This window comes from Paenibacillus phyllosphaerae (assembly GCF_014192105.1).
Taxonomy (GTDB): domain Bacteria; phylum Bacillota; class Bacilli; order Paenibacillales; family Paenibacillaceae; genus Paenibacillus_Z; species Paenibacillus_Z phyllosphaerae.
Map to the genome: position 1 here is coordinate 129,476 of NZ_JACHXK010000013.1, position 18,772 is coordinate 148,247.

An 18,772-nucleotide genomic window follows, 5' to 3' on the forward strand; every position below is an offset into this window, starting at 1 on the left:
TCTTTCGTTCCTGCCCATTTGACTTGACCATGCCGCGCATGACACACTTGAACGGTAAAAGCCCCAAGATCAGGTAAAGGAGTGTGCTTTCCATGCTTGTGACCAAGACGCTGCGTACAACCCGCCATGACGAAATGATCGATATTACGCGCGAGGTAGCTTCCGTGGTTCAGAAGGAGAACGTGCAGGAAGGCTTGGCAGTCATCTACTGTCCGCACACGACAGGCGGGATCACGATCCAGGAGAATGCGGATCCGGACGTGAAACATGATGTCCTGATGCGGCTCGATGAGGTATATCCTTGGGAGCATCCCAAATACCGTCATGCCGAAGGGAACACCGCCTCCCATCTGAAGGCGATCACGACCGGCTCGTCCCAGACCGTCATCATTCAAGGCGGCAAGCTGCTGCTCGGCCGCTGGCAAGGGATTTACTTCTGCGAGTTCGACGGACCGCGCAACCGCGAATATCACGTGAAGCTAATGCGCGGTTAATGAAGCGCCCCCGAGGATGGCGCCTTATGACTTGAAGGTTGTCAGCCCCAATCACATTGCCCTGCTCGTATTTGCCGCTGATGTTTATACATCGGTTTAACAAGGTAGATACGAGCAGGGCATTTTTATGTGATTTTTATCATTGACATTTTTACTTATTTATAATAATTTTAATTTAGAAGTTATTCCTGATTGGAGGTCAGCTGCAATGGAAGACATCATCATCGTCGGTTCCGGCCCTTCGGGATTGACCGCTGCGATCTACCTTGCCCGAGCTGGCTATAAGCCGCTCGTCATCGATGGTTCGCCACCTGGCACTCATGCGATAACAGCGGCCCAGCAACTCCCTATCGAAGGGCTTGAATCCGATCCAATAGCCGCTATGCGCCATCAAGCGTCCCGGTATGGGGCACGCTTCATATCCGGCACCGTGGAGCAGGCACGACTGCAGCAGCAACCGTTCATTCTGACGCTGTCAAGCGGCGAGATTATTTCTGCCCGATCCCTTATCATATCTACCGGCGCTTCTGCAAAATATATGGGTATCCCTGGCGAACGGGAGAACGCGGGGCATAGCGTCAGTCATGCCAGCACCCGCGACGGTTTCTTCGTTCAAGGCCGTAAGCTGATCGAGATCGACGGCAACGAATCGGCTACCGAAGAAGCTATTTTCTTCACCCCTTTTGCCTCCGAGGCAAGACTCATCCATCGACGGATGGAGCATCGCACGCGACAACTGATGCAGGAACGCGCACGCGCTAATCCGAACATTAAGTGGACGATGGACGTGAGGCCGATCGAGGTCATCCCCGGCGAGATTGGCCTTCATGGGCTGAAGGTCGCCGTCAATACGACGGGCGTAGATCAACTGCTTGACCCTGACGGCATTCTCGTCGCTCATGGCCCTGCCGCAAGCTGCCCCTTGGGCTGGGAACCCGAACGGGATGATCAAGGCCGGATCAAGGTTGTACCCGGCACAAGCGCAACGAGCATCCCTGGCGTGTTCGCCTGCGGGGATGTGCAAGACCGCTTAAGTTCGGAAGGAATCGACGCAGCCGGCAGCGGCTGCATTGCCGCCCTGGATTGCGAGCATTTTTTGGCCGCGCTATCCCCTGCCGCATGATGGATTCAACTGGAGAAGGACAGGTTTAAGTAAGAGTAGACAAACCATATTGATGAGGAGTGTTGTACAATGGCAACTGCAGCAGCAACTAAAACCGTTCAAGATATTCTGAACAAACAGGTCTCGAACTGGAGCGTTCTCTACGTCAAGCTTCATAACTTCCACTGGTATGTCAAAGGCTCGCAATTCTTCACCCTGCATGTGAAATTCCAGGAGTTCTACGAAGAGGCTGCCCTCCACGTCGACGAGCTGGCTGAGCGTCTGCTCGCGATTGGCGGCAAACCGGAAGCGACGATGGCCCGCTATCTGGAGTCTGCCAGCATCAAAGAAGCGAAGGGCAACGAATCGGCCGAGCAAATGGTCGATTCGCTGATCGACGACTTCGGCACCGTGATCGAAGAACTGAAGGAAGGCATGGAGAAAGCGGAGAAAGCCGACGACGAGACGACTGCCGACATGCTGCTCGCCATTCACAGCACGCTCGAGAAGCATGTGTGGATGCTGAAAGCTTTCAACGGCCGTTAAGTTAAGGCACGCGGGCGATTAGGAAGACGGATGAATGAATATAGGGCGTTCCTCTCTGCCTCACATGGCAGAGGGGAACGCCCTTTGTATTCCTTATACCGTTTGCGGCGCTTGTTGGCTCACGATAATCGCTTGCTCCAGGTCGGCCAGAATGTCGCGGATATTCTCCGTACCGACCGACAGGCGGATAAGTCCTGGCGTGACGCCAGCCGCAAGCTGTTCGTCCGGCTTCAGCTGCGCATGCGTCGTGCTCGCCGGATGGATGATCAGCGACTTGGAATCGCCGACATTCGCCAGATGCGAGAATAGCTTCACCGCATGGATCAGCTTCTTGCCGGCTTCGACGCCGCCCTTGATCTCGAAGGCCAGAATAGCGCCCTGTCCATCCGGCAAATATTGCTGCGCCAACGCGTAGGACGGATGGCTCGGAAGACCCGGATAGCTGACGCTGCTGATCGCATCGTGCGCCTCCAAAAAATGGGCAACCTCAATCGCATTCTCGCTGTGGCGCTCGAGCCGCAGATGCAGCGTCTCCAGACCTTGCAGCAGCTGGAAGGCATTGAACGGCGAGAGCGATGCGCCAAGGTCGCGAAGGAGCTGCACCCGCGCTTTGATGATATAGGCAAGCGGGCCAACGGCCTGGGTATAGACGACGCCGTTGTAGCTTGGGTCCGGCTCCGTCAGACCTGGGAATTTGCCGCTGGCTTCCCAATCGAACTTACCTCCGTCGACGATGACTCCGCCAATGGACGTACCGTGCCCGCCGATGAACTTGGTCGCGGAATGGACGACGATATCCGCGCCATGCTTGATCGGCTGCAGCAAGTATGGGCTCGGGAACGTATTGTCGACGATGAGCGGAATGCCGTTCTCATGCGCAATCGCCGCGACCGCCGCAATGTCCAGCACATCGCCCTTCGGATTGCCGATCGTCTCGCCGTACAACGCCTTCGTCTTGTCCGTGATGGCGTTGCGGAAGTTCTCCGGATTGCTTGAATCGACGAAAATAACCTTAATGCCCAGCTTGCGGAGCGAATGCGCGAACAGATTGTACGTGCCGCCGTAGAGCGTGGAAGAAGCGACGATCTCGTCCCCCGCTTCCGCGATGTTCAAGATCGCGAACGTAATCGCGGCTTGGCCGGAAGCGACGCCAAGCGCGCCTACGCCTCCCTCCAGCGCGGCAATCCGCTGTTCGAACACATCGGTCGTCGGGTTCATGATGCGCGTATATATATTGCCGAACTCTTTCAAAGCGAACAGATCGGCAGCATGGTCGGTATCGCGGAAACCATAAGAGGTGGTCTGGTAAATCGGCACCGCTCTCGATTGCGTAGCAGGGTCAATCTGTTGACCGGCATGGACGGCTAGCGTCTCAAGGGCATAATTCTTAGGATCACTCATTGTCATTCCTCTTTTCTTAGGATAGTGGCAAAGCAAAGGAACTTGGCTTCTTACGTCCTTGAGGCATTGGTGAGCAATAATACGTTCCCTTCCGAAGCATTCCGAGCCAGCGTATGAAATCCGCGCCCCGGCCTTGAAGCGAAAAAAAAGAGACGCACGACTGCTTAATAGAAGTAGTCTGCGTCTCTAGGTGTCTAAGTTAATCGCATTGGAATACTTGGTTTTGTTAAGCCTACCACGAGCTCCGGCTCTCGTCAACGAAAATTTGACATTGTATTCCACTGCTTCCCGGGCACAAAGGGACAGGCCGCATGCGTACGGCCCGCGTTCCCGTTAGCGCTGTTTGTTCGCGGCGATCTGCTCCGCCAGCTCGTTCAGATAAGCCCAACGCTCCATCAATTCTTCGAGTTTCGCTTCGAGCTGCTGCTGCTCCTCCACCAGCTGTTGGACCAGCATCGAGTCGCTGCCTGCGGCCTCCATCTTCGCCAGCACGTTCCCCAGCGTCTCCTCGGTCTGCGCGATCACGTCATCGATCGTCTCGAATTCCTTCTGCTCTTTATACGACATTTTCGTCGGACGAACAGACTCCTCCTGCCGCGGAGCCGCCCCCGCCTGAGCTGCCGCGTTGGTGCGCGGCTTGCTTGCTTCCGCCTGCGCTTTGGCCGACGCTGCGCTGGATGCAGCGGCCTGCTCGGCATATTCGCTGTAATTGCCCACATGCGTGGTGATCACGCCGTCTCCTTCGAAGGCGAATATGCGGTCGACCGTGCGGTCCAGGAAGTACCGGTCATGGGACACGACGAACACAACGCCCGGGAAATCGTCCAAATAATCCTCGAGCACCGTCAGCGTCTGAATGTCCAGATCGTTCGTCGGCTCATCGAGCAGCAGCACGTTCGGCGCGTTCATGAGGACGCGCAACAGCTGTACCCTGCGCTTCTCGCCGCCGGAAAGCTTGCTGATCGGCGACCATTGGAGCGTCGACGAGAATAAGAACCGCTCCAGCATCTGGGAAGCGGAAATGGTCGAGCCGTCACCGGTCGTAATCTGCTCGGCGCCCTCGCGAATATATTCGATGACGCGCAGGCTCTCGTCCATCTCCTCCCGCTCCTGCGAGAAGACGCCCAGGCGTACGGTCGGACCGAGATCCACCTGACCGGCATCCGGCGACAGCTGGCCGGAGATCAGCTTCAGCAGCGTCGACTTGCCCAGGCCGTTGCGGCCGACGATCCCGACACGGTCCTCCGGCACCGCGATATAACTGAAATCGCGAATGACGGTTCTTCCTTCGAACGCCTTGCTTACCTCTTCGATCTCCACGATCTTCTTGCCGAGGCGCGCTGAGGCGATCGACATCTCGAGCTTATCGCTTCCCTTCTCCGGCGCAGCCGCCTTCAGCGCCTCGAAGCGCTCGATTCTCGCCTTCTGCTTCGTCGTCCGGGCTTTCGCGCCGCGGCGCATCCAGGCAAGCTCGTTGCGGAACAGATTCTGCCGCTTTGATTCGGAAGCCGCCTCGCGCTCTTCGCGCTCCAGCTTCAGTTCCAGGAATCGGCTGTAATTGGCCGTGTAGAAATGCGCCCGACCGCGATCGAGCTCCAGCGTCCGGTTGCTGACCCGGTCGAGGAAATAGCGATCATGGGTAATCATCAGCAGCGCGCCCTTACGCTTGGCCAGCATCTGCTCGAGCCAAGCGACCGACTCGTTGTCGATATGGTTCGTCGGCTCGTCGAGCAGCAATACATCGGACGGCTGAATGAGCGCGGCCGCCATCGCCACGCGCTTGCGCTGGCCGCCGGACAACGTGCCGAGTTTCGCCTCGAACATCGTAATACCCAGCTTCGTCAGCGCCGTCTTCGCTTCGCTCTCGATCGTCCACGCATCCAGCTCGTCCATGCGCTGATTCGCGCGAACGAGCCTCTCCTGCGTGGCCGTATCGTTCGGGTTCAGCTCCAGCGCCTGCAGCGTCTCCGCATAGGCGCGAACGGCTTTCATCTGCTCGGAATCGCCGCCGAGCACATGCTCCAGCACGGTCGCCTGCGGATCGAACACCGGGTCCTGCGCCAGCAGCTGGATCGAGATCCCGTTCGCGGTCATAATCTGTCCGGAATCCGGCGGCTCGAGGCCTGCCACTACCTTCATGAAGGTGGACTTGCCTGTCCCGTTCACGCCAATAATCCCGATTTTGTCGCCCGCCTCAATCCCGAACGACACGTCTTCGAACAGCATCTTCTCGCCATAGCTTTTCGTTATATGGTCAACCGTTAACACGTGCATTATCGCTACCGCCTATCTGCCTGAGATGAACCGAACTTAGGTTGTTCGTTTCTTTAACTTTATCCGATGTTGGTGCCTCCGGCAACAGGGAGGGGCTCCGCCCCTTGAACCCCTTTGTTTTATCCTCGCCCCTTCCCCCTCCATCGGAGGGGAACCAGAGGGCCCCGTCCCTCTGGACACCCGGAAACGGCGTGACTCGGAACGCGGCCGTCTTCGATGTGTCCTTTCGCGGGCGGCTCGCTTTTGTCCTACGGAATCGGCATGCGATTCAACATGCCGATTCCGCTAGGACAAAGCTCCGGGTTCGAGCTTCGTTCGTTACGTTGTGCCTCGGGGAGGTGACTCGTAGGTTGCTTGCCTGGTGCCAGCCGCGTGCTGACTCTCGCTTGACGTCCACTTCGTGGACACGCTTTACGTTCCAAGGCAAAATCTTAAAACACAATAAAAACAGCGCCGCAAGGATTCGCTCCCGGCGGCGCTGTTGCCTATTTATTCAAACGGCGGTTAGGCCGATTATGCCAATACGGCTTGTTTCTGCGATGCGGCAACTTCTTGCTCGGCGCGAATCGCGATTGCCGCCATCGTGCGGACCGCTTCGAGCGGGTACTTCCCTGCGGCTGTTTCGCCGGACAGCATAACCGCGTCCGTGCCATCCCATACCGCGTTCGCAACGTCGCCTGCTTCCGCGCGCGTCGGGCGAGGCTGCACTTGCATCGACTCGAGCATTTGCGTCGCGGTCACGACGAACTTGCCCGCTTTGTTACATGCTGCAATCATGCGCTTCTGCGCAACCGGTACGTCTTCGATCGGAATCTCGACGCCGAGGTCGCCGCGTGCGACCATGATGCTGTCCGAAGCTTCGATGATCGCTTCCAGCTCATCGAGGCCTTCTTGATTCTCTATCTTCGACATAACCTTAATATGGGACGCGCCTTTGTCCGCGAGCATCTGCTTCACTTCGCGCACATCTTCCGCACGGCGGACGAACGACATCGCGATCATGTCGACGTTGTTCTCGATGCCGAAAGCGATATGCATTTTGTCACGCTCGGTTACGCCTGGCAGCGACGTGCGGATGCCTGGGAGGTTAACGCCTTTGCGGGATTTGATCACGCCGCCGTTCACGATCTTGCATACAACGTCCGTTCCTTCGATACGCTCTACGACCAGCTCGATCAAGCCGTCGTCAATCATAATGCGGGATCCGACCTTAACGTCCTTCGACAGGTCATACGAGACCGAGATGCGGTCGATCGTGCCTGCGATCTGCTCGGTTGTCAGCGTCAGCGTCTCGCCGCTTTGCAGCTGGTATGCCGGCTCTGCCAGGTTGCCTGTGCGAATCTCAGGTCCTTTGATATCAAGCATAACTTCGATCGTCACGCCCAGTTTGCTTGCCGCTGCGCGAACCATCTCAATCCGTTCTTTATGGTCATCCAGCTCGCCGTGCGCCAGGTTCAGCCTTGCGATGTTCATGCCTGCTCCGATCATGTTCTCCAGCATGTCTGCCGACAAACAAGCCGGCCCCATCGTACATACGATTTGTGTTTTTTTCATCGCTTTGTCCACTCCTGTCAAATGCAATCGTACTTTGTCGCTCGTTAGTACCATTGTACAGGAGGCGCTAGTCAAGATCGATGAACTATAGTACAGTAATTATACTATAGTCCGACGATAAATTGAGGGAAGTCCCATGTTCAGCATATTTCATATCGGCGAAGAGCGCGGGATCGTTCGTCAGGACAGACGGCGGCTGGGCAGCGACAGCTACGCCTTCGTCTGGGTGCGGTTCGGACAAGTTCACCTTGAGCTCGCTGGCAAAGCCTACACATGCCGCAAGAACGAGCTGATGCTCGTCCCCCCGGGCTGGATCGCATTCGAATTGAAAGGCGACACCAGCGGGATCCGCGATGCGATCGTCGTCCGCTTCAGTCCGTCGCAGGCTGAAGCTTCCGGTTTGCTGCCGCTGCTCGCCCGCAAGACGCCGCTGCTCTGGCCCACCCATATGCCGGAGCTGCTCGACGAGAAACTGCTTCAGCTCGTGAACCATTGGAGCGAGCGCGGCCCTTATTACTCGGTGCTGTGCGGCGCCCTGCTGACCGAGGCGCTTGTCCTCATCAACCGGGAGATGGATGTCGGGGAGAAGACGCCATCCGCTATTCAGCATACCGAGCGGATGAAGAGTTATATCGACGACCATTACCGCGAGAAGATTACGAAGAACGAGCTCGGCGGCTACGTCGGCATCAGCCCGAATTACGCGGCCAGCTTATTCCGGAAGGTGACGGGGCTGACGATCAGCGATTTCGTCCATCGCAAGCGGATGAAGACCGCCCAATATTTGCTGCGCCACTCACAGCTCACCGTGCAGGAGATTTCCGAGCAGTTGGGCTACAGCGATCCCTCCTATTTCAACCGGACCTTCAAGCGGACAGTGGGCAGACTGCCCTCCGAGCTGATTGCCGAACGCAGCGTACGGGAATAAAGAATAGGAATCCATGTTCATACGTAAGAGCAGTCCACATAGAGAGGATGAATCGACCATGAAGATCAACATTCTGAAAGCAGAGTTGAAAAATTACGGCAAGTCGGAGGGCTTCTTAGGCTTCGTGCATTTTGCGGTGGAAGGCCACAAATCCGATTATGAGCTGACGCTCAAAAGCAAAAACTGCGAAGACTGGATGTACAGCCTCAACTTCTTGAGCGGTCCGGGCAAAGAAATCCAGATCAATCAAGTCGAAGAGCAAATCGAAGAGAACGACGAGCTATTCGATACGCTGATCGACGCGGCGCTGGATGCGCTGGAGCAAGAGCAAAGCCAAGGCAACGCCGAATAGAGCACGCTATGAAGAGCCGGGGAGCATGAATCCTCGGCTTTTGTGTTGTTTCGATGACGAGAACCTCAATTCCAGGTTCCTCTGGGCATTTTTTACTCTATATTACGAAGCTCCTTCTCCGCTGTCAATCGGCTGCCCGCCGGATTTCTTACCCCATTTGGCACGTACGATGGTTGCGGCCAGCAGCACACTCGGGTACACCACTCCCAAGATGAGCGATTCCGAGGTCCAAGTGAGCGTGTCCCACTTCTTCAAGTAAACGTAATTCGGGTAGATGTAGAGCGACAGTACGAAGACGAGCAAGCCGAGCGGGACGCCGAGCGACTTGGCCTGTTTGGCGATGCCGAACGTCTGGGCTACCCCGGTGACGATGGCATGGAAATACAGCGTCAGCTTGAAATAGATCACGATGAACCAGAGGAAAGCCACGATGACCTCCACCCGTTGCAGGAAATCGCCGACATTAATTTTGCGGGCGACCACATAGGTCGGATAGACCTGCACCGCCGTGTTCATCGGCCCCAGCACCATCGTGCTGACCAACACAAGGACGACCAGCATGGAGCCGCTGACGAATCCGCCGATCAGGTAAGCCCGCTGCATGCTTTTCTGCCAGGGGATTGACCTGTGCATCGCCGCAAAGGTGATAAACAGCGGGAAATACGAATAAGTGACCACCGCCAGCGTCCCTCTTACGAACGACATGCCTTCCACTTCACTCAATGGCATCAGCTGATTGACCCGAATGTCCGGGATGATGAAGAAGAGGAAGAAAATAAACAGCAGCAGGACCCAGGGGAAGTAGATTTCCGCTGTACGCGCCATGGTCACGAGACCGAACTTCACGCCTGCGACGACGGCAAACATGAACAGTACATGAATCGCCTCCATGGGCGTGTCCGGCATAATCTGCGTTCGGATGAAGCTTCCGATGTAGAACAGCACCTGGGAAGCGAACACGATAGTCAGTACCGCCACGAGCAGACTCACCGCTTTGCCCGGCAGGCGTCCGAACAATCGCTCGTTCATCTCGAACAGATTCTGCTCCGTATTTCGTTTGAAAATAAGCATGTAGAACCACAGCACCAGCGTCCCGGCCACTGTGCCGCCCAGCTGCAGAAGCCATGCCCCTTGCTTCGCTTCGGCGGCCAGCGTAGAAGGAACGACCAGAATCGTCGTCCCAATGATGAAGAAAATGACCAGAATCATTAGCTGCCTAGCGGTCAATGTTCCATCGTTCATGCCTAACCCTCTTTATCTTCTTTAGCTTTCGATCAATCCTAGATGCAGCAGCATATTGTTCAGGGGCGTAAGCGCTGCTGTCAGCCAATCCGCAGGGTTCGGCAGCGCGATGCCCAATCCTCGCAGCACAATCATGGCATTCCCCATGATTAAGACGGCCGCGTATACCGCCACGGTTCGCTTATGCTTCTTGGTCCATAGCCTTGTCAATTCCACTGCTCCGACCAGGCAAGACAAGCCCAGCAGAATGCTCGCCGTTATCATAATCCGTCCTCCTCCATTTTCCGGACCGGCGATTCGCTGATCGTGCCGGTTCCCGTGATCATCGCCTTAACTTGAAGATGAACGACCAGCTTCTTGAACTCCTCGTCCCACTGCCGCTCCACCTGTTTCCAATAAGTCGGGTTCACCCGATGCAGCTCCAGGCCGAAGCCGAAGATGTCCGTACCTAGCGACTGCGCCTTCCGGATCACCTGCTCCATGTTTGTCTGACCGAATGCCTCCAGCTGGTGATTCATCTGTTCGAGGACGCTTGGGTCCGACAAGTCGATCGGACATTCGACGCTGGAGATGTTGCCTTGATATTGGACATCGACCCACACCTGCGGCTTATTGTCGATGATCTTCCCTTTGAAGTCGGCCTTCACATTCGACGTATCGATGCCGATAATGCCCCCTTCAGGGCAAACAAGATGCACCGACGAACGGCGCACCCGGTTCGTCAGCACCGAATAGCCGCGCGATTCCCGCTCGTTCAGCCATCCGACGAGCTTATCCTGCTTGAAGATGCCGATACCCGTGTGCTGGATTCGGACCGGAGGCGTCGCCGACTTCACATTCTGATCCAATCTGCCTTCCGCCGGATCGCCTACGACGCGAACGCCGCTCAGCACCGGACTCATCCCTGTCCCGAGCAGCAGATTGCTCAGGTCGTCGAGCTTAACGGAAGCTACCGGCGACCATTCCTTGTTGGCCACCTCGAGCGCATTGAAGATGAAATTCGCCGATATTTTCTCCATGGGCGTCGTAACGCCGAGAACATCCTTAGCCGAGTCTCCTTTCGCAATAAGGACGGTGAAATCCGATCGGATCTCGTTGCCGCGCATGAGGAAATCGACCGGTTTGGCAATGCCCCGCTTCGCCACTTCTTCCGACAAGACGACGATCCGGATGTGGGAGAAAAAGATTTTGCGGGAGATTGAGGACGTCAATCGCCGTACGGCTTCGTTAAGCGACACGCCCTTGGCCGAGTACACGATGATCGGCGTCGTGTTATCCCCCTGCTTCTTGGCAATGCTGCTGGGGTTCACGACTTGAACCGACAGCAGGTATTGATCGTCTTGTCGGTCAATGCCGATCGCCGAGGCAATCGACAGCTCGTTCAATTCCCTGCGGCTCCAGCAGCCGCCAAGGAACATCGGCATCAGCAGCAACACCAGAAGCCAGGCCCGATGTCTCATGCGCTCACCTTGTCTTCTTCTCCACGCGAATCCGGTTGAACAACGCCTTGAACGGGAATCGGAAGAAGGCATCCTTCTGCTTGTCGAACTCGAACGGGGAGAACGGGCTTAAATAAGGGACGCCGAACGATTGCAGCGAATTCAGGTGCATCACGAGCAGCAGCATGCCGATGAATACGCCGATCAAGCCGAATGAGGCGGCAAGCGCCATGAGCGGAAACCGCAATATGCGAATCGCGCTCGACAAATCATAAGACGGGAAGACGAAGCTGCAGATCGCCGTTATCGCCACGACGATGACCATCGCGGCCGATATGATGCCCGCTTCGACCGCCGCTTGGCCGATGACGAGCGTGCCGACGAACGAGAGCGCCGAACCGATGGTTCGCGGCATGCGCAAGGCGGCTTCGCGGAGTACCTCGAACGTGATTTCCATCATGAGCGCTTCGATGAACGCCGGGAACGGAACTCCCTCCCGCTGCGCGCTCAGGCTGATCAAGAGTTGCGTCGGGACCATCTCTTGATGGTAGGTCGTAATCGCGACGAACAGCGACGGCGCCAAGAGCGCGATCAGGAACCCGATGTAGCGCAGCACGCGCACGAGCGAGCTGATGTCGATCCGATGGTAATAATCCTCTGATGCCTTAAGGAACGATTCGAACAACGCCGGCGCGACCAGGACGAATGGCGTGCCATCCACGAGCACGGCTACCTTGCCATGCAACAGCTCGAGCGCGATCACATCGGGACGCTCCGAGTTATACAGCGTCGGGAACACCGTCATCTGCTGGTCCTGGATCATTTCCTCGATATTGCTGCTCTCGAAAATACCGTCGATCGTAATTTGCTTCAACCGGCTGCGCACCTCGCCGATTAAAGTAGGCTGCGCCACGCCGTTCACGTACATCATCATGACGTCGGTTTTGGTGATATCGCCGATCTGGAACGTTTCGATCCATAGATTGGGGTCCTTGATTTTACGGCGGATCAGCGCGGTATTGGTACGAATCGATTCGGTGAACGATTCGCGCGGGCCCCTTACGACGGTCTCCACGCTGGTCTCGCTCACGCCGCGGTCCTTCCACCCTTTGGTGCTGGCAGCGATCCCCGATACCGAGCCTTCGATCAGAATGACCGTATCGCCGGACAGAATATGGTGGAACACCTTCGCCATGTCGTCGACTTGCTTCACTTCGCCGATCGCAAGCGTATACGCCTTCATGATTTCGAGCGGATCCTGCTCGGCCGGGATATGCTCAGGTTCGCCCATCAGCGATCGCAGAATGAAATTATTGACGGCGGTAACGTCAACAAGACCGTCCGTATAGAGGACGGCCATCGGCTTGCCCGTAGCGGCGAACAGGCTCTCGCGAATGATGATGTCCGAACTGCCGCCCATCCCCTCGCGAACCGATAGGATATTGTCGGACAGAATCGCCGAAATCGGGGTTGACGATGACGCCTCCGTAACCGTGACGGCATTATTCGGTTGTGACGCAAGACGCTTGTTCCCCATACCGATCCCCCGATGTTCCTCGACTGTTCGGCTAGTATTCCCCGGGCCGTATTCCATATTCGCCCTGCATGTGCAAGGAGGACCAACATGCGTGAACCTGCTCTATCGTGCACGGTGCAAAAAAACTTCTCCAGCTGCTGCCAGAGAAGGTTGAAGGACCTCTTTATTCATAACTGTAAGGCGCCGGAATCGCCAAGCTATACAGCCGGGGATGCTTCTCCAGCGTGAGCCATGCTCCACGTCCTGGCTGCCGGATTCCGCAATCCCAAGTCGGCCTCCAAGGCGCTCTTCACCACAGGCCATTCATAGTCCGTAATGCTGTAGATAACGGAATCCCGCACCGTACCGTCCGGCAAAATGATATGGTTGCGCATAATGCCCTCCCGGCTTGCGCCGAGCCGTTCGATCGCCAGCTGCGACCGCACGTTGCGCACATCCGCTTTCAGCTGGACCCGAACGGTGCCAAGCGATTCGAAGCTATGCCGCAACAGCAGGTACTTGCACTCCCGGTTAACGCCTGTCCGCCATACGTCAGACCTTAGCCACGATACGCCAAGCTCCAAACTCCGGTTGCCCGGGGACAGATCATATAGTCTGGTACTCCCCAGCACCCGGCCTGTTCCCTGCTCCGTAACGACGAACGGCAGCGTCCGCTCCGCCTTCATGGCCCGGTCGACGAATCTGCTTGCATCGTCCAGGGTCACAATATTCTCGCGCGTGTATCGCCAAATCTCTGGATCTCTCGCTGCTTCATACAGAGCGTCAACATGGGCATACGTCATCGGAACCAGTAGAACTTTCTCGCCAGTTAGTACGATTGCTTGCGCATCCACCTTAGAATCCCATCCCCTACGAAATTGTTCCTGACCACGTTCTCGCGCGAAGCATAACTGTAACGCGTAGTCCCCGTTACATCGCCGGCAACAAAATGACCCGCAGCTGCGGACTGCGGGTCTTCCAATTGTCATACCGTTCGAAAGGGGAATACCTGTCTAGGATAAGCCTCAATCATTAACGCTGAATCAAGCGAAGATGGGGATCTTGTTAATTATGCACGGCAGCGCTTCATGAACGACAAAAACCCAACCGCCTGCTGGCGATTGGGTACTATTGGCTATCCAACGTTCTCACGTTTGGCGGACGGAGGAGGCCAAGTAGCCAACGGCCTGCTCCTCAACCACGCTCGATCCCGGCTATCCCTATTGCTCGATCAGTTGACGCAGCGGAACCGTCTCTTCCGCTTCCGGCTGATCCAATGGATAAACTCTGGCCGTCTCGCTCTGTTCGTCTACGTGCTGAATAAAGACGGGAATGCCGTTCAATGTCACGTTCGCCATCGTCGGCGACGCTGCGATCTCTTTTGCGCGCTGCGTTATCATGATGCGTCCTCCTTGAGCGTTCTCGCCTTTTACGATAACCCGAACGGGAGGAGGATATCCTGCGCGGTGACGTTGATCACATTTCTGTAACTAATCTTTAATCTGATCATAAGGCTAACTTCAGCTTGTTTTAAGGTTGGCCGCCTATACTTAATTCCAACGACCCCCCTTTATTATATAGCTCGTATTGAACCCGCCTCCGCAGCGGGTTATTTTTTTGTCTATTTAACCCTTCGCGTCATGAACGATTGGCGCCGTTAACAAAGCCCGGAGCGCCTCCCGCAGTTCGAGCGTCATATCGCTCATGACGGCGTACGGCACATGGTCCGTATCCGGCTCCGCGCCGCGCCGGTTCAGCCAGATCGAGCGCCAGCCGGCCTCGATGGCCCCGGCAATGTCATTGCGCCACGAGTCCCCTACATAGAGGCAGTGCTCGTCCGCATGGCCCGTTGCCTTGCTCACATAGCGGAATATCCCCGGGTCAGGCTTGGCGATGCCGACCCCGTCGGAGACGAATATGCGATCCTCCGCGATCACCTGATTTAAGCTAAGCGCGCGTATTTTGCCCCATTGATGTTCCACCGGACCGTTCGTGATAATCCCCACATCGTAACCTGCGCGCTGCAGGTCGCCAATCACTTCAAGCACGCCTTCCGTCATCGTCAGACGCCCTTGCTCTTCTTGGTACCGTGCCTGAATCTCGGCAGATTGCGCTCGATCGACCGCGATGCCATATTCCGCGAACGCCTGAATGACGCGCTGCAGCCGCATTTCGTGAAGCTCCATCTTCCCTTCCGCATACACCTCCCACAACCGATCGCTGTGGTACCGTACACGCCGGTAAGCCTGCTCAATCGGAAATTCGCCGGGCAGCGCCATTACGGCCGCAATGGCTGTCCTGAACGGCGAGAGTGAATCATACAATGTATCGTCCAAATCAAAAAATACCGCTTCGATGCGATGCGTGTTGCCCATGCCTTACAATCTCCTTTGCCCCCTGCAACCATGCCGGGCCCGTAATGGGATCATCGTATCATGCAGGCACTTGCGGTGGAAAGCTATATGCATAAGGAATGCGGATGCAAAAAACAGCCGCTGGCGCATAGGCCAACAGCTGCTCCCCTTTCCTTATACCGGTTCCGGCCTTCTGAAGCCGAACGGTACCTTATCCGCATACGTGGTGCCGATCACTTCCACGTTCATCCGCAGCGCGTCCATCGGCCCCAGCATCTCATGGAGCTCGAACGGCTCCGCAATGGTGCCGCTGAGCCAGCGCTCGACATGCTCCTCCTCGAGAATAGCCGGCATGGTGCGCTGGTAAGGCGATACGAGGCCATTGGCCTGCGTCGTCAGCAAGGTGCACGTACGCAGTTCTTCGCCCGAAGCCGAACGGAACACGTCATACAGTCCCGCGATCGCGAAGGAGCCACTGCGCATGGAGATTTTGGAACGCGTCGTCTCCTTGCCTTCCGTCTTGCTCACATAAAAGCCCGTGCACGGGATAACGCAGCGCTGTTTCTTCAGAATGCGGTCAAAAATCGGCTTCCACAACATCGTGCGCGTCTCCATGAGAATGGAATCCTTGGCCCAGTACGGCATAAGCCCCCAACGGAAGTCATCCAGCAGCCTTCCGTCATAACGGTGTTGGAAGATAGCCGAGACCGTCTCGGTCGGATTCACTTCAGGACGGTTCGCATTGTACAACATCACTTTCTCGATCTGATAACGGTCGGTCAGTTCATTGACTTCCGCCGTAATCGATAACGCTTCGCACATGATCGCACCTCAATCTTCTGATTATTAGCAAGTTTGGTTATTATTTACCAGAAAGTAGCGAATCATGTGCGGCATTACCTAAATAAAGGTATAATACTTACGTACCATCTATATAGGCACTCGAAGGGAGAGTTTGAACCATGGCCGTATCACAAGAAAAGCTTGAGAAATATGCGGAGCTGATCGTCAGAACCGGCGTGAACGTACAGCAAGGCCAGGATGTCTACGTCACGGCCGCGATCGAGATGGCGCCGCTCGCGCGTCTTGTCGCCGATAAAGCCTATAACGCAGGCGCACGCAACGTACATATCGATTGGACTGACGACACCCTCTCGCGTCTGAAATATGAAAAAGCGGCGGACGACGTGTTCACCAGCTTCCCGGATTGGGAGAAAGACAAGCGGATGTCGTTCGTCGACAAAGGCGCGGCCTTCATCGCGATCGTATCCTCGAACCCGGATCTGCTGAAAGGCATCGATCCGCAGCGGATCGCCAACTTCCAGAAGGCATCCGGCACGGCGCTCTCCGGCTACCGCCAAGCGGTGCAAGCCGATAAGGTGCCTTGGTCGGTCGTGGCCGCTTCCACGGAAGCTTGGGCGGCGAAAGTATTCCCGGAAGCCGGCGCCGATGCCGTCGATCAGCTGTGGGAAGCCATCTTCACCGCTGTCCGCCTGAACGAAGCCGACCCGGTGCAAGCGTGGGATGCGCATAATGCCAACCTGCATCAGAAGGCCGATTATCTGAACGCGAAGCGTTACAAGAAGCTCCACTACCGCGCGCCTGGCACGGATCTCACCGTCGAGCTTCCGCAGAAGCATCTGTGGCTGGGCGCCAGCAGCACCGCTCCGGACGGCAGCGCGTTCATGGCGAATATGCCGACCGAGGAAGTGTTCACGGTTCCGTTCAAAGACGGCGTCGAGGGCTATGTGTCCAGCACGAAGCCGCTCAGCTATGCCGGCAATATCATCGACGGCTTCAAACTGACGTTCGAGAAAGGCCGCGTCGTGAAGGTCGAAGCGGAGAAAGGCCAAGAGATTCTGCAGCAGCTCATCGATACGGACGAAGGCTCGCATTATCTCGGCGAAGCCGCGCTCGTGCCGCACCAATCGCCGATCTCGCAATCGAATATCCTATTCTACAACACGCTGTTCGACGAGAACGCGTCCAACCACTTCGCGATCGGCAGCGGCTATGCCTTCAACCTCGAGGGCGGCAAGCAGATGAGCCGCGAGGAATTGGCTGAGTATGGCGTGAACAACAGCATCACGCATGTCGACTTCATGGTGGGATCAGCCGAAATGGATATCGACGGGATCCTGGAAGATGGCACGGTGGAGCCAATCTTCCGTGGGGGGAATTGGGCTTTCTAAGCCCCCTTTGACCCCCTCCTTTAGTGGAATAAAGGGACATAAAGGGCTCCGCCCTTAAGAACCCTTGTTTTATCCTCGCCCCTTCCCCCTCCATTGGAGGGGAACCAGAGGGCCCCATCCCTCTGGACACCCGGAATCTGCGAGATTCGCTACGCGGCCGTCGTTGATCTGTCCTTTCGCACGTGAACCGCTTTTGTCCTGGCCGCGCCGCATGTCGGATGAACATGCAACGTTTGGCCAGGACAAAGCTCTGAAGCGAGCTTCGTTCGTTACGTTGTTGCCTTGTGGTGGTGACCTGTTGCTTAGAGCGCAGGGCATTACATCGTGCGGACTCTTGCTTGACGTCCACTTCGTGGACACGCTTACTTTACTAAAGGTCACTATGGCGTTATTGGGACTTCTCCCAATGACGCCATTTCTTTTGAATATAACCCCCCTGAAAATTGGAACAATAATGGGAACAATTTTCAGGGGGGTGTTTGGCGTGAGCTCTAATTCGTATTGGTACTTGGGTCTGAGCTTCATTTCTATCATTTTGCTGGTCATTGTGTTTTATAGAAAACGAAGCCTCCACACCTATTTGCAATTCTTTATTGGCGTTGAACTCCTATATATAATCGAAGCCGTCATCTATATCTTCTTAGGGAGCTATGAGTACCACCCGAAACTGCTTTGCAATCGTTATTATGACAGCCACCTCGGAGCTCTAACATCTAATTTAATCTCGATACCGTCCCTCGCTCTGGTCCTTTCGGTATATCAACTAGGCTGGTTGTGGATAGTCGGGTTTATCGCTCTGCTAGCAGGGATCGAGTGGCTTTTCGTCGAGCTGCATATCTATTCGCTACATTGGTGGCGGATCGGATATACTTCATTGGGTCTGCTGTTTTACTTCCCGTTGATAAAAAAGATATATCCCTGGATGCTTAAGGCAAAGAAAGGGGTCTCACGCGCATTTTTGCTTTTTTTCTGTTTGGGTCCTCTTTCCGGAACCGCCCAATTCTTACCTTTCATGTTATTCTCCAGCAGGGTTTACCGGCCTGGATGGTTTAGTGATCCGGCATATGACACAAGTGCTTTCGGTATCGTTTACTATCTATCCGTTGTGCTCGTCACTACCCTGCTGCTTATGGTAAGTTGGAAATACCGATGGATAAAATATGCCTGTCTAGAGACCATCCTTATCATTGCAACCTTACTCTTAAAACGAAACGGAATCTTAATAAGTCAAGTATGGTGGGATGTTTACCTGTACCTGTTGTTCCCTTTGCTGATCCTGATGATTGGGAAGACTTTTGGCAAACATTTGGCGAGGGGAGAAACACCCAGATTTTGATCTCGCTTCTGCAGTTTGTAACAAAGACGAACTCACTCGCTT

Annotated in this window: 18 protein-coding genes; 7 read left to right on the forward strand and 11 right to left on the reverse strand. The window is 55.7% G+C overall.

All coding sequences use genetic code 11. The annotated features are described in order from the left end of the window. Positions 1 to 92: 92 nt before the first annotated feature. The 3 genes from FHS18_RS23140 to FHS18_RS23150 all read left to right on the forward strand — a co-directional run bounded on the left by FHS18_RS23140 (position 93) and on the right by FHS18_RS23150 (position 2,142). The gene (locus tag FHS18_RS23140; protein ID WP_183602747.1) at positions 93 to 494 is read left to right on the forward strand and encodes a secondary thiamine-phosphate synthase enzyme YjbQ; all 402 of its coding nucleotides are present in this window, start codon (positions 93 to 95) and stop codon (positions 492 to 494) included. Between the two features lie 142 nt (positions 495 to 636). Continuing rightward, positions 637 to 1,617: an NAD(P)/FAD-dependent oxidoreductase gene (locus FHS18_RS23145; RefSeq protein WP_281378837.1), complete on the forward strand. Its 981-nt coding sequence runs from the start codon at positions 637 to 639 to the stop codon at positions 1,615 to 1,617. Between the two features lie 69 nt (positions 1,618 to 1,686). After that, the gene (locus tag FHS18_RS23150) at positions 1,687 to 2,142 is read left to right on the forward strand and encodes a Dps family protein (protein WP_183602749.1); all 456 of its coding nucleotides are present in this window, start codon (positions 1,687 to 1,689) and stop codon (positions 2,140 to 2,142) included. Between the two features lie 93 nt (positions 2,143 to 2,235). Here the strand turns inward: FHS18_RS23150 and FHS18_RS23155 are convergent, their stop codons facing one another. The 3 genes from FHS18_RS23155 to pyk all read right to left on the reverse strand — a co-directional run bounded on the left by FHS18_RS23155 (position 2,236) and on the right by pyk (position 7,371). Further along, entirely contained in the window at positions 2,236 to 3,543 is a 1,308-nt protein-coding gene (locus FHS18_RS23155) for a homocysteine synthase (RefSeq protein ID WP_183602750.1), read from the reverse strand. Positions 3,544 to 3,876: 333 nt separating this feature from the next. Beyond that, the gene (locus FHS18_RS23160) at positions 3,877 to 5,817 is read right to left on the reverse strand and encodes an ABC-F family ATP-binding cassette domain-containing protein (RefSeq protein ID WP_183602751.1); all 1,941 of its coding nucleotides are present in this window, start codon (positions 5,815 to 5,817) and stop codon (positions 3,877 to 3,879) included. Positions 5,818 to 6,330: 513 nt separating this feature from the next. Next, positions 6,331 to 7,371, reverse strand: coding sequence for a pyruvate kinase (gene pyk, locus FHS18_RS23165; protein WP_183602752.1), 1,041 nt, complete (start codon positions 7,369 to 7,371; stop codon positions 6,331 to 6,333). 136 nt (positions 7,372 to 7,507) lie between these two features. On the opposite strand from pyk, the gene FHS18_RS23170 reads away from it, so the two are divergent. Both FHS18_RS23170 and FHS18_RS23175 read left to right on the forward strand, forming a co-directional pair. Further along, the gene (locus FHS18_RS23170; protein ID WP_183602753.1) at positions 7,508 to 8,299 is read left to right on the forward strand and encodes an AraC family transcriptional regulator; all 792 of its coding nucleotides are present in this window, start codon (positions 7,508 to 7,510) and stop codon (positions 8,297 to 8,299) included. 58 nt (positions 8,300 to 8,357) lie between these two features. Continuing rightward, positions 8,358 to 8,651: a hypothetical protein gene (locus tag FHS18_RS23175; RefSeq protein WP_183602754.1), complete on the forward strand. Its 294-nt coding sequence runs from the start codon at positions 8,358 to 8,360 to the stop codon at positions 8,649 to 8,651. 102 nt (positions 8,652 to 8,753) lie between these two features. Here the strand turns inward: FHS18_RS23175 and FHS18_RS23180 are convergent, their stop codons facing one another. From FHS18_RS23180 to FHS18_RS23215, 8 genes are all read right to left on the reverse strand, one after another. Then, the gene (locus FHS18_RS23180; RefSeq protein WP_183602755.1) at positions 8,754 to 9,893 is read right to left on the reverse strand and encodes a GerAB/ArcD/ProY family transporter; all 1,140 of its coding nucleotides are present in this window, start codon (positions 9,891 to 9,893) and stop codon (positions 8,754 to 8,756) included. 21 nt (positions 9,894 to 9,914) lie between these two features. After that, a complete protein-coding gene (locus tag FHS18_RS23185) occupies positions 9,915 to 10,157 on the reverse strand; it encodes a hypothetical protein (RefSeq protein WP_183602756.1) in 243 nt (80 codons plus the stop codon). Further along, complete coding sequence (locus FHS18_RS23190) at positions 10,154 to 11,353, reverse strand: Ger(x)C family spore germination protein (protein ID WP_183602757.1); 1,200 nt, start codon at positions 11,351 to 11,353, stop codon at positions 10,154 to 10,156. The genes FHS18_RS23185 and FHS18_RS23190 overlap by 4 nt, the downstream gene beginning before the upstream one ends. Before the next feature lie 4 nt (positions 11,354 to 11,357). After that, a complete protein-coding gene (locus tag FHS18_RS23195) occupies positions 11,358 to 12,869 on the reverse strand; it encodes a spore germination protein (protein WP_183602758.1) in 1,512 nt (503 codons plus the stop codon). A gap of 197 nt (positions 12,870 to 13,066) precedes the next feature. After that, complete coding sequence (locus tag FHS18_RS23200; RefSeq protein WP_343060640.1) at positions 13,067 to 13,702, reverse strand: GNAT family N-acetyltransferase; 636 nt, start codon at positions 13,700 to 13,702, stop codon at positions 13,067 to 13,069. Between the two features lie 366 nt (positions 13,703 to 14,068). Beyond that, positions 14,069 to 14,248, reverse strand: a complete 180-nt coding sequence (locus FHS18_RS23205) for an H-type small acid-soluble spore protein (protein ID WP_183602759.1) — start codon at positions 14,246 to 14,248, stop codon at positions 14,069 to 14,071. 225 nt (positions 14,249 to 14,473) lie between these two features. After that, the gene (locus FHS18_RS23210) at positions 14,474 to 15,223 is read right to left on the reverse strand and encodes an HAD family hydrolase (RefSeq protein ID WP_183602760.1); all 750 of its coding nucleotides are present in this window, start codon (positions 15,221 to 15,223) and stop codon (positions 14,474 to 14,476) included. 153 nt (positions 15,224 to 15,376) lie between these two features. Next, positions 15,377 to 16,024: an SOS response-associated peptidase gene (locus FHS18_RS23215; protein ID WP_183602761.1), complete on the reverse strand. Its 648-nt coding sequence runs from the start codon at positions 16,022 to 16,024 to the stop codon at positions 15,377 to 15,379. A gap of 140 nt (positions 16,025 to 16,164) precedes the next feature. Between FHS18_RS23215 and FHS18_RS23220 the strand changes: the two genes are divergently transcribed. Next, positions 16,165 to 17,394, forward strand: a complete 1,230-nt coding sequence (locus FHS18_RS23220) for an aminopeptidase (protein WP_183602762.1) — start codon at positions 16,165 to 16,167, stop codon at positions 17,392 to 17,394. Between the two features lie 211 nt (positions 17,395 to 17,605). Continuing rightward, positions 17,606 to 18,730 (forward strand): hypothetical protein, encoded by a 1,125-nt coding sequence (locus FHS18_RS23225; protein WP_183602763.1) that lies wholly within the window; start codon positions 17,606 to 17,608, stop codon positions 18,728 to 18,730. Positions 18,731 to 18,772 lie beyond the last annotated feature (42 nt).

Coding starts and splice junctions, on each gene's coding strand:
- FHS18_RS23140 (WP_183602747.1), top strand. CDS start 93: ATGCTTGTGACCAAGACGCTGCGTACAACCCGCCATGACGAAATGATC.
- FHS18_RS23150 (WP_183602749.1), top strand. CDS start 1,687: ATGGCAACTGCAGCAGCAACTAAAACCGTTCAAGATATTCTGAACAAA.
- FHS18_RS23155 (WP_183602750.1), bottom strand. CDS start 3,543: ATGAGTGATCCTAAGAATTATGCCCTTGAGACGCTAGCCGTCCATGCC.
- FHS18_RS23160 (WP_183602751.1), bottom strand. CDS start 5,817: ATGCACGTGTTAACGGTTGACCATATAACGAAAAGCTATGGCGAGAAG.
- pyk (WP_183602752.1), bottom strand. CDS start 7,371: ATGAAAAAAACACAAATCGTATGTACGATGGGGCCGGCTTGTTTGTCG.
- FHS18_RS23170 (WP_183602753.1), top strand. CDS start 7,508: ATGTTCAGCATATTTCATATCGGCGAAGAGCGCGGGATCGTTCGTCAG.
- FHS18_RS23175 (WP_183602754.1), top strand. CDS start 8,358: ATGAAGATCAACATTCTGAAAGCAGAGTTGAAAAATTACGGCAAGTCG.
- FHS18_RS23180 (WP_183602755.1), bottom strand. CDS start 9,893: ATGAACGATGGAACATTGACCGCTAGGCAGCTAATGATTCTGGTCATT.
- FHS18_RS23185 (WP_183602756.1), bottom strand. CDS start 10,157: ATGATAACGGCGAGCATTCTGCTGGGCTTGTCTTGCCTGGTCGGAGCA.
- FHS18_RS23190 (WP_183602757.1), bottom strand. CDS start 11,353: ATGAGACATCGGGCCTGGCTTCTGGTGTTGCTGCTGATGCCGATGTTC.
- FHS18_RS23195 (WP_183602758.1), bottom strand. CDS start 12,869: ATGGGGAACAAGCGTCTTGCGTCACAACCGAATAATGCCGTCACGGTT.
- FHS18_RS23205 (WP_183602759.1), bottom strand. CDS start 14,248: ATGATAACGCAGCGCGCAAAAGAGATCGCAGCGTCGCCGACGATGGCG.
- FHS18_RS23210 (WP_183602760.1), bottom strand. CDS start 15,223: ATGGGCAACACGCATCGCATCGAAGCGGTATTTTTTGATTTGGACGAT.
- FHS18_RS23215 (WP_183602761.1), bottom strand. CDS start 16,024: ATGTGCGAAGCGTTATCGATTACGGCGGAAGTCAATGAACTGACCGAC.
- FHS18_RS23220 (WP_183602762.1), top strand. CDS start 16,165: ATGGCCGTATCACAAGAAAAGCTTGAGAAATATGCGGAGCTGATCGTC.
- FHS18_RS23225 (WP_183602763.1), top strand. CDS start 17,606: ATGTCGGATGAACATGCAACGTTTGGCCAGGACAAAGCTCTGAAGCGA.